At 63.1% G+C, this 10,456-nt stretch carries 10 protein-coding genes; 7 read left to right on the top strand and 3 right to left on the bottom strand.

Translation table 11 applies throughout. The features are described from left to right. From K0F85_RS12025 to K0F85_RS12000, 6 genes are all read left to right on the top strand, one after another. Positions 1–488 (top strand): thiamine pyrophosphate-dependent enzyme (locus K0F85_RS12025; protein ID WP_257572712.1); only part of this gene is annotated, 488 nt, incomplete at its 5' end. A gap of 108 nt (positions 489–596) precedes the next feature. Then, positions 597–1,598: a phosphate acetyltransferase gene (gene pta, locus K0F85_RS12020; RefSeq protein ID WP_219116253.1), complete on the top strand. Its 1,002-nt coding sequence runs from the start codon at positions 597–599 to the stop codon at positions 1,596–1,598. A gap of 1 nt (position 1,599) precedes the next feature. Beyond that, positions 1,600–2,361 (top strand): sulfite exporter TauE/SafE family protein, encoded by a 762-nt coding sequence (locus tag K0F85_RS12015; RefSeq protein WP_257572711.1) that lies wholly within the window; start codon positions 1,600–1,602, stop codon positions 2,359–2,361. Positions 2,362–2,647: 286 nt separating this feature from the next. After that, entirely contained in the window at positions 2,648–3,535 is an 888-nt protein-coding gene (locus K0F85_RS12010) for an RNA ligase family protein (RefSeq protein ID WP_219116251.1), read from the top strand. Beyond that, positions 3,532–4,674, top strand: a complete 1,143-nt coding sequence (locus tag K0F85_RS12005; protein ID WP_374198683.1) for an AAA family ATPase — start codon at positions 3,532–3,534, stop codon at positions 4,672–4,674. Before K0F85_RS12010 ends, K0F85_RS12005 begins: the two co-directional genes overlap by 4 nt. 221 nt (positions 4,675–4,895) lie before the next feature. Continuing rightward, positions 4,896–5,810 (top strand): NAD(P)H-binding protein, encoded by a 915-nt coding sequence (locus K0F85_RS12000; protein ID WP_219116250.1) that lies wholly within the window; start codon positions 4,896–4,898, stop codon positions 5,808–5,810. A gap of 4 nt (positions 5,811–5,814) precedes the next feature. On the opposite strand, the gene K0F85_RS11995 is transcribed toward K0F85_RS12000, so the two are convergent. Genes K0F85_RS11995 through K0F85_RS11985 form a run of 3 tightly spaced genes read right to left on the bottom strand, consistent with a single transcriptional unit; the run spans position 5,815 to position 9,393 of the window. Further along, a complete protein-coding gene (locus tag K0F85_RS11995) occupies positions 5,815–7,545 on the bottom strand; it encodes a cobalt chelatase (RefSeq protein ID WP_219116249.1) in 1,731 nt (576 codons plus the stop codon). Beyond that, a complete protein-coding gene (locus tag K0F85_RS11990) occupies positions 7,542–8,516 on the bottom strand; it encodes an AAA family ATPase (RefSeq protein WP_257572710.1) in 975 nt (324 codons plus the stop codon). The genes K0F85_RS11995 and K0F85_RS11990 overlap by 4 nt, the downstream gene beginning before the upstream one ends. Before the next feature lie 40 nt (positions 8,517–8,556). Continuing rightward, on the bottom strand, positions 8,557–9,393 hold the full coding sequence (locus tag K0F85_RS11985; RefSeq protein WP_374198682.1) for an IclR family transcriptional regulator: 837 nt from the start codon (positions 9,391–9,393) through the stop codon (positions 8,557–8,559). A 279-nt stretch (positions 9,394–9,672) separates the two neighbouring features. Between K0F85_RS11985 and K0F85_RS11980 the strand changes: the two genes are divergently transcribed. Next, on the top strand, positions 9,673–10,456 hold a 784-nt coding region (locus K0F85_RS11980; protein WP_374198693.1), incomplete at its 3' end, for a thiamine pyrophosphate-binding protein.

The following is a 10,456-nucleotide window of genomic DNA, read 5'->3' as shown; positions in this document are numbered from 1 at the left end:
GCTTCTTTGCGGCGATGAGCTTTGGCAACTGCGGCTACGCGTTTCCGACCATTATCGGCGCGAAAGTGGCTGCGCCGCACCGTCCGGCCGTGTCGTATGCGGGCGACGGCGCCTGGGGCATGAGCTTGATGGAAACGATGACCTGCGTGCGCCACAACATTCCCGTCACGGCCGTGGTGTTCCACAACCGCCAGTGGGGCGCGGAAAAGAAAAACCAGGTGGATTTCTACAACCGCCGCTTTGTCGCCGGTGAGCTCGACAACCAGAGCTTCGCGGAAATTGCGCGCGCCATGGGCGCCGAAGGCATCACGGTCGACAAGCTGGAAGACGTGGGTCCGGCCTTGAAGAAAGCCATCGACATGCAGATGAATGAAGGCAAGACCACCATCATCGAAATCATGTGCACGCGCGAGCTGGGCGACCCGTTCCGCCGCGATGCGCTGAGCAAACCGATCCGTCACCTGGACAAGTATAAAGACTACGTGTAAGCAGTCAGTTCGATCCTTGTATGACCCCGGCTTGCCGGGTTTTATGTGCCGGAACTATGCCTCATGCTTCCATGGTTCCGGCACTTTTTTTACCGAATTGGAGTACACATGAAAGCCCTGCACCGCATCATCGCCCAAGCCCGCGCCGTGCCGAAAAACATCGTCTTGTGCGAGGGCGACGATCTGCGCGTGCTGCAGGCGGCGGCGCGGGCCGCCGCCGAGGGCCTGGCGCACATCACCATCGTTGGCAAGCCGGCCGCCATCCTGGCGCTGGCGCTCGAACATGCGCTGGACCTGGATTGCGTGCGCCTGGTCGACCCGGCAGCATCAAGCGAGTCGGAACACTATGCGCAGCAATTATTTTTGCTGCGCCAGGCCAAGGGCATGACGGTGGAGCAGGCCAGGATCGCCGTGCAAGACCCGCTGTGCTACGCCAACCTGATGGTGCGCCTGGGCGACGCCGATGGCTGCGTGGCGGGTGCCGTGCACACGACGGCCGACGTGGTGCGCAGCGCCATCCAGATCATCGGCGTCGACCCGGCCTTCAAGCTCGTGTCCAGCTTTTTCCTGATGATGCTGTGCGAACCGTTTCACAGCCTGAAGGGCGGTTTCATCTTTTCCGATTGCGCCCTGGTGGTCGACCCGAAAGCGGAAGAGCTGGCCGACATCGCCATGGCCGCCGCCGACAGCGCGCAAGCCTTGCTGATGGAAGAACCGCGCGTGGCCATGCTATCGTTTTCCACCAGCGGCAGCGCCCACCACGCGGCCGTCGACAAGGTGCATGCGGCCACGGACCGGGTCAAGGCCCAGCGTCCGCTGCTGGCCATCGATGGTGACGTGCAGCTCGATGCGGCCATCGTGGCCGAGATTTCCCAGCGCAAGGTCAAGGATTCCGTGGTGAATGGCCGCGCGAATGTGCTGGTGTTCCCGAACCTCGATGCGGGCAATATCGGCTACAAATTGGCCGAGCGCATGGGCGGCGCCGTCGCCATCGGCCCCTTGCTGCAAGGCTTGAACAAGCCCGCCAACGATCTGTCGCGTGGTTGCAGCGCCGACGATGTGTATAACGTGATCGCGGTCACGTCCGTGCAGGCCCAGGGTGGGCGCTGAGTTGTTCAGCCTGCCCGTGCTGGCGCTGCTGGGCGTGGTGGCGGTGGGCACATACTTTCAGACCGTCACGGGTTTCGGCCTGGGCATGATCGTCATGGGCGTGGCCAGCGGCTTGGGCCTGGCGCCCGTGCCCGCGCTGGCGGCGCTCGTCAGTTTGTTGTCTTTGGCCAATTGCCTGGTGGCCTTGCCGGGCGCCTTGCACCACCTGGACTGGCGCGCCATCCGCGCCGCCAGCATCGGCTTGCTGCCGGCCATGGCGGCCGGCGTGTTGCTATTGGGATATCTGGACCAGGCGTATGCGCCCGTCCTGAAACTCTTGCTGGGCGCGGCCATCGTGTATGGCGGCGTCAGCATTTTGCTGCAGGCGCCGCCTGGACCGCACGCAGCCGACAAGCGCAGCTTCTTCGTCAGCGGCGTGTGCGGCGGCCTGTTTTCCGGCCTGTTTTCGCTGGCCGGGCCACCGCTCGTGTATCAGTTTTACCGCCAGGAAATGAGCTTGACCACCATCCGCTACAGCCTGATCTTCCTGTTCGCCATCAGTGCGGGCGGGCGCTCGCTGATGGCGGGCAGCCAGGGCCAGCTCGATGCAAAAGTACTGCTGCTGTGCGCGCTGGCCTTGCCCGTGGGCGTGCTGGCCACCATGGCCGGCAAGCGCTACCCGCCACCCATCGCCCAGCGCGGCATGCGCCGCATCGCGTTTGCCGTGCTGACCCTGATCGGCCTTTCCCTGATGGCGGCTGCCGTGCCGCAACTGATGGGCTAAGAGTGCGGCGCTTGCAAAATATGCAAACTGCCGTTATATTCCCCGTTCTTTCTGAAACCTCTTCCTTATTGGAGCCAAAAGTGCCTCGCTTCTTCGCCATCACCTGCTAACGCTGACGAAATGCTCTTTGCAGCATCGTTCGGCGCGTTGACGCCCCCGATTGCTGCGGCACTGCTCTATCCGCACACGTATCCGTGACAACTGTCGCGATCGTCCACGCCCGAATACGTCGTCAGTATCCCTGACCCTGTATGGACACGCCCCGGTGAACGCGGCGTGGGACGCTATGTTTTTACAATCTTTACCCTTATTCAAATACCCGCGCACGCCGCACCTGGAAGGCTCGCGCCTGCAGGACGGCGACGACGGCTCCGACCAGATGCCCTTGAAAAAGCTGGCCGGCCAGTACGTCGTCATCGAGGAAAAAATCGATGGCGCCAACGCTGCCGTGTCGTTCAGCGATGCGGGCGAGGTGCTGCTGCAGTCGCGCGGTCACTATCTGGCAGGCGGCGGCAGCGAACGCCAGTTCAAGCTGTTGAAACCGTGGGCGCATGCGCATGAACACGCCTTGCTGCATCTGCTGGAAGATCAGTATGTGCTGTTTGGCGAATGGGCTTACAGCAAGCATTCCGTGTTTTACGACCGGCTACCGCATTACTTCAACGAGTTCGACGTGTATTGCCGCCGCCGCCAGATGTTTTTGTCGACGGCGCGCCGCCACGCCATGCTGGCAGGCTCGCCCGTGCTGTCCGTGCCCGTGCTGTATGCGGGCTTGATGCCTACCTCGCCAAAACAGCTGTGGCAGCTGCTGCGCCATTCGCTGGCCAAGTCCCGCCTGTGGCGCGATGCATTCGAGGGCGTCGTGGCGCGCGAGCGCCTGCCGCTGGACCTGTGCTGGAAACAGACGGACAAGTCCGATCACGCGGAAGGCCTGTACCTGAAGGTGGAAGATGACGAGCAAGTGCTGGCCCGCTACAAGCTGGTGCGGCATGACTTTACGCAAACCATCCTCGACAGCGGTTCGCACCACAGCACGCGGCCCTTGATCCCCAACCAGCTGGCGGAGGGTGTCGACCTGTACGCGCCGCAGCCACTGGTCACGTGGGAGAGCCTGGGCTTGCACACCTGCCAGTCGCTCGATGAACTGGCAGCCGTCTCGAGGAGTACAAAATGATGAACTGGAAAACCCTGCAACAACTGGTGCCGCCAGCGGGCCAGTCGCCCGATTTCAATGCCTGCCTGGCCGCCTTTCCGCAGCTGGAACTGGCGAAGGCGACGCCGCAAAATCCCGTGTACCACGCGGAAGGCGATGTGTGGACGCATACGATGATGGTGGTGGAGTCCTTGCTGGCCATGCTTGAATACCAGCAAGCCACGCGGGCGGAACAGGAAATTGTGTTTCTTGCTGCCTTGCTGCACGACGTGGCCAAGTGCAGCACCACGGTGATCGACCCGGTCACGGGCGCCATCGGCCAGCCCGGCCACTCGCGCAAGGGCGCGCTCGATGCGCGCATTGCCTTGTGGGATTATGACGTGCCGTTTGCCGTGCGCGAAGAAATCTGTCGCCTGATCAATGTGCACCAGGTGCCCTTCTTTGCGCTGGAAACATCGCGGCGCGGCGTCACACCGGAATTTACCGTGCGCGAACTGTCGTGGCAGCTCGATATCCGTTTGCTGGCCATGCTGGCCGAGGCCGATATTCGCGGCAGGATTTGCCCCGATCCGCAGCGCATACTCGACGCCATCGAGCTGTTCCGAGAGCTGGCGCGCGAGGATGGTTGCTATGGCCAGCGCAGGGTCTTTGTCGACGATCATACGCGCGTCAAATACTTTCGCGGCGCCGAGGCGCATCCCGATTATCCCCTGTTCCAGGAGCCGGGTTCGCACGTGATCGTCATGTCGGGCTTGCCCGCGTCCGGCAAGAACACGTGGGTGGACAAACACCATCCGCGCCTGCCAGTGGTGTCCTTCGACGATGCGCGGACGGCCTTGGGCTTGAAGCACGGTAAGAACGAGGGGCAGGTGGGCGATTATGCGGAAGAGCGGGCGCGCGAACTGTTGCGCAAGGGCGAGCCCTTCGTGTGGAATGCCACGCATCTGTCAAAACTGATGCGTGAAAAGACGCTCAACCTGCTGTACAAATACCATGCGCAGGTGGAGCTCGTGTACCTGGAGCAGCCGCGCAAGGAATTACTGCGGCGCAACGGCCAGCGCGACACCTCGCTGAGCAACAAGAAGCTGCAATCGATGCTGTGGAACTGGGAAATCCCGCTGCCGATGGAAGCGCATGCCGTGCGCTACTGCGTCAGCTAGCCCTGCAGCGGTCAAGCGCCGTCGAAAGCGCTTGACCGGGAACCCGCCACGCGCCATGCTGGGTGCATGACCCTTGTTTTCCCATCTTTCCTGTAAGCCTGCCGCAGATCCGCCCCGCAGGGGGCGGGCCGCCGCATGGCCGCCTTTGATTCCCTTACATCATCGTCGTGCGTTGCCGCCCCGGCATGGGGCGCGTACACGCTCGCCACAAGGAAAAGAACATGAAAACACTGCATCTCGCCGTTGCCGGCGCCTCCGGTCAATTGGGCACCCTGGTCGTCAATGAACTCATCCGGCAGCGCGCCATCCATCCGGGTATGGCGCTCACGGCCATCACCCGCACGCCTGACCGTCACGCAGCGTGGCAGGAACAGGGCATCGGCTTGCGCTTCGGCGATTTTGATCAGCCGCAGGACCTGGCCGCCGCCTTCCACGGTGTCGAGCGTCTGCTGTTGATCAGCACGAATACCATCGACGGTACGGGACGGCGCCTGGCGCAGCACCGCCATGCCATCGAGGCGGCGCGCCAGGCGGGCGTCGGGCATATCGTCTACACCTCGTTCCTGCGGCCGGAAGAGGGGAAAAGGTCGCTGCTGAACGACGACCACCTTGCCACGGAAGCGCTGCTGCACGAGAGCGGCATCGGCCATACGATCTTGCGCAATGCGTTTTATCAGGACTTGCTGTTGGTAGTGCTCGGTACTGCCGCCGTGGATGGCAAGTTGCGCACGGCCATGGGACAAGGCCATGTGTCGTACGTGGCGCGCGAGGATTGCGCGCATGCCGCTGCGGCGGCCCTGGCCGATGGCTATCTTGGTCGCCGCATCCTGGATATTACGGGGCCCGCCGCCCTCGATGCGCCGGCGCTGGCCGCCATCGCCGCCCACCTGTTTGGCCAGCCTGTCCAGGTCGTGGACCTCGATGCGGAGGAACGCGCGCGCCATTTCATTGCCGGCGGCATGCCGGCGCCGATGGCGAAGATGCTGGCAGGCATCGAACGCTGGCTGTCCTCCGATGCCATGCACATCGTCAGTGACGATTATTGTGCGCTGACGGGCAGGCAGGCGTCACCCGTGCAAGCGTTTTTGCAGGCGCATCGCCGGCAGTTGCTGGCGCCGACGCTGCCGCCGGCATAGGGCGCTATTTTTTTCGCCCGGCGAGCAACTGCGCGATCTCGCTGAACAGCTCATTGTTCAGCGAGGCGGGCAGGGTGGTGGCCAGGCTGCGGCTGTAGTAGGCGCCCAGGTCCAGTCCCAGTCCCAGCCCGCAAATTTCCACGGCGCCCTGCGCTTCGCGGCGCGCCACCACTTGTTTCAGATGCTGGGCCAGATAAAACTCGTCGTTGGCCAGATTCGTGGCCGTATCCATCGGGCAACCGTCGGAGACGACGAGCAGGATGCGCCGCCGCTCCGTGCGCGCCAGCATGCGCTTGCACGCCCAGTCCACGGCTTCGCCATCGACGCCTTCGCGGTACAAGTCCGCTTTCAGCAGGGCCGCGATGTCGGGCCGTGCGCGGCGCCAGCTGGTGTCGCCATCCTTGAAGACCATGTGCACGAGTTCGTTCAAGCGGCCGGGGTTGGCGGGTGAGCGGGCGCGCATCCAGTCGCGTTTGACTCGTCCCCCGTTCCACGCGCCCGTCGTAAAGCCGAGCAATTCCGTGGCGATGCCGGCCTGGTCCAGCGCGCGCAGCAAAATATCGAGCAGCACGGCCACCGATTCCGCATGCGTCTTCATGGAACCGGAGCAATCGACGAGAAAACTGACGAGGCAATCGGCTTGCGGCAAAAATTGTTCCTTGCGAAACAGCCTGCGCTCGGACGGTGAGCTGATCAGCTGTGCCAGGCGCCGGCCATCGATGTATCCCTCTTCCTCGCCGAACGACCAGCCGTCGCGCTCGGGTACGGCCAGCAATTGCGTGAAGCCCCGCGCCAGGCGGGCCGTGTTGATGCCTAGGCTGGCGATGCGCGCATCCATGCGTTCGCGATACTCGAGCAGCAGGGCGCGGCGCACCAGCTCGCCCGCGTTTTCTTCGCGGTCGTATGCCGTGGAGTAAGTCTTGTAACCGCCCTGGCCGTCGCTGAAGGCGCGGCTCTCGCCCAGCGGCGCGCTATCGGGAACATTATCGTTGTCGCTGTCGAAATCGAGCAGCAGCTTGAAGGCTGCCTGCGCTTTCGCGTCCCCGGCCGTGTTTTGCTGCTCATCCTGCGCCGCTTGCGCCTCTTTCAGCATGGCATCGACGGCATGGGCGATGGCCAGCGCATGGCGCGCAAAGGCTGCCTGGTCGGCGCGGTGGCGGCGCAAGCCCGCCAGATCGCCGCTCAGGGCGGAGGACACGGACCAGCGCGTCGCTTCAATAAAATCTTCCGTCTTTTCCAGCACGGGTCTGGCCGTCAGGCGCGACCAGCACATCTGGAATACCGTGTACAGCAGCAAGCCCGAGGCGCCCTCGGCCAGGCCGGAATCGTAAAACGCATGCGACCAGGCAGTGTAGCGGTGGCGCAGGTTGTGGATCACACCGGCATGTTGATCAGGCGCGAGCGTTTCTACCCTTAACTGCTCCAGCAGTTCGAACACGAGGCGCGCCACGGGCTCGGGCGGACACAGCGACTTGTGCAGGACGCCATCCGTGTGCAGCAAACGCAGGGCCACGCTGTCGGCCGCGCCGCGCAGCGACGGCAAATCCTGCAACGCCGCATCGGGCTGCAGATGGGCCGCGTGAATGGGCAGCGGGCGGTGGCCGTCGTGCAAACGCCGGCCCCGGTAGCGGATGGAGGAAACGCCGCTCAGCGCCCGGATGGCGCCCGCGCACAGTTCATCCGTTTCCTGCTGCTCGCGCGTATAGGGGGCTGGTGCGGTCGCTTCCGTACTCATGCCTGGCTCGCCAGCAATTCCTCATTGAAACAGCGCTGGTAATACTCTGCCACCATGGGCCGTTCGGCCTCGTCGCATTTGTTGAGGAAAGACAGGCGGAAAGCCAGCGCCGGGTCGCGGAAGATCTGGCAATTCTCCGCCCAGGTAATCACCGTGCGCGGCGACATCAAGCACGCCAGGTCGCCCGCCGCATAACCATGGCGCGTGAGGCTGGCCACGGCCACCATGCTGCTTGCCAGCTGGCGGCCCGCTTCGTCATTCATGGCGGGGACTCTAGCCAGCACGATCTGCGTTTCTTCCTCTTGCGGCAGATAGTTCAGGGTGGCAACGATATTCCAACGGTCGATCTGCGCATGGTTCAGCACTTGCGTGCCGTGGTACATGCCGTTCAAGTTGCCGAGGCCCACCGTATTCGAGGTGGCGAACAAACGGAAGTGGGGATGCGGCGTGATGACGCGGTTCTGGTCCAGCAGGGTGAACTTGCCATCGCGCTCCAGGATGCGCTGGATGACGAACATCACGTCGGGGCGGCCCGCGTCGTACTCGTCGAAGATCAGTGCCACGGGGCGCTGCAATGACCAGGGCACGATGCCCTCCTGGAATTCGGTCACCTGCTGCTGTTCGCGCAGCACGATGGCGTCCTTGCCCACCAGGTCCAGGCGGCTGATGTGGCCATCGAGGTTGACGCGCACGCAAGGCCAGTTCAGGCGCGCCGCCACCTGCTCGATATGCGTGGACTTGCCCGTGCCGTGCAAGCCTTGCACCATCACGCGGCGGTTGTGGGTGAAGCCGGCGAGTATCGCCAGGGTCACATCCTGGTTGAAGCGGTAGGCGGGATCGATGTCGGGCACGTGCGCGTCGCGTTCCGTGAAGACTGGCACGAGCAGGTCGCTGTCGATATTGAACAGGCTGCGCACGGACTGCAAGGTTTGCGCCGCTGCGGCGGGGGGATGTTGGCGTGAATCTGGCACCTTATTCTCCTGTGAAGCCGCAGCGGGGGTGCTACGGCGGTTATGAATGACCGGTTTGCAATGCGTCGTCGTCACCGCCCGTCGTCGGCATGGTTTCCGATTCGATGGCGGCCAGGGCTTGCGCGGCGCGCTGCAATGCTGGCAAGAAATGTAAAGCCTTGTCGTGCGTCAAACGGATGATGGGCGCCTGGATCGCCACGGCCAGGTTCGAGCGGCCGTTCGGATTCGGCACGAGCACGGCCACGCACAGCAGGCCGGGCAGGAATTCCTCATCGTCCAGCGCATAGCCGTTGCGGCGCACCAGTTCCAGTTCGCGTTCCAGTTTGACGGGGTCCGTTTCCGTCTTGTCCGTAAAGCGCGTCAATGCCATGTGGCCCAGCAGGCGGCGCCGCTGCACGGGCGTCATTTGCGCCAGGAACAGCTTGCCGCTCGACGAGCAGTGGGCAGGCACGCGCGAGCCAGGGTGCAGGTAGAAGCGCAGCGGGGCCGCCGTTTCCACGCGGTCCAGGTACACCACTTCGCTGCCGCTGAAGGCTGTCAGGTTGCAGCTTTCGCCTACTTCCTCGACCAGCTGGCGCAAGACCATGCGGCGGGCGCCATGGAAAGTGTTGTTAATCAGTAGGTTCGACGCCAGCCGGCGCAGGCGCACGCCCGTGCTGTAGTGGCGGCCGTCGCTTTCGCGCTGCAGCACGCCCACGCTTTCCAGCTGTTGCAGCATGCGGTGCAGGGTGGGCTTGGGCAAGCCCGTTTCTTCCACCAGCGCTTGCAGCGACAGCAACTGGTCTTTCTCGGCAATCACTTCCAGCAAGGCAAACAAACGCATCGTGGGCGTGTCGCCTTCCAGTTTTTCCGGCTCAAGTTTTGGGGATGAAATCATGTCCATGGTGGCCTCGGTTGGGTAGCTCTGAGTGTTACGTCAGCTTATTTCATTTTCGAACTCAAATTGTACCGTTTCCTTGAAAATCTGTTTGACTTTTGATTGCTGAACGCTTAAATTGAATTTTATATCAAATTTCGGAACAAAATATACCGTTTTTTTGATAATTTACCGCAATTTCTCACCACAGACCAGGAGACACCCATGAATGACATGACCGAGCAAAAAGCCGCCGCCGCAGCGGCAGTAAATCCTCCCGCTTCGGTAGGCCCGCAAAAGATGACGCCTTCCGAAGCGTTCGTGGAAACCCTGGCCGCCAATGGCGTGACCGACATGTTCGGCATCATGGGCTCGGCCTTCATGGACCCGATGGATATCTTCGCCCCGGCCGGCATCCGGCTGATTCCCGTCGTGCACGAGCAGGGCGCCGGCCACATGGCCGACGGCTATGCCCGCGTCTCGGGCCGCCATGGCGTGGTCATCGGCCAGAACGGCCCCGGCATCAGCAATTGCGTGACCGCCATCGCCGCCGCCTACTGGGCGCATACCCCGGTCGTCATCATCACGCCGGAGACGGGCACGATGAGCATGGGCCTGGGCGGCTTCCAGGAAGCGAACCAGTTGCCGATGTTCGAGGAATTCACGAAATATCAAGGCCACGTCACCCATCCGGCCCGCATGGCCGAATATACGGGCCGCTGCTTCGACCGCGCCATGTCGGAAATGGGGCCGACGCAGCTGAACATCCCGCGCGACTATTTTTATGGTGAAATCAAGGCCGAGATTCCGAAACCGAACCGCCTGGACCGTGGCGCCGGCGGCGAGCAAAGCCTTAACGATGCGGCCGAATTGCTGGCGCAAGCCAAGTTCCCCGTGATCATCTCGGGCGGGGGCGTCGTCATGGGCGAAGCGATCGAAGAGTGCAAGGCCCTGGCCGAGCGCCTCGGCGCGCCAGTGGTGAACAGCTATCTGCACAACGATTCCTTCCCCGCCAGCCACCCGCTGTGGTGCGGACCGCTCGGCTACCAGGGTTCCAAGGCGGCCATGAAACTGATCGCCCAGG

The organism is Janthinobacterium sp. UMAB-56, from assembly GCF_900095265.1.
In the GTDB taxonomy this organism is placed as follows: domain Bacteria; phylum Pseudomonadota; class Gammaproteobacteria; order Burkholderiales; family Burkholderiaceae_D; genus Janthinobacterium.
This window is presented reverse-complemented; position numbering and strand designations above follow the sequence as displayed.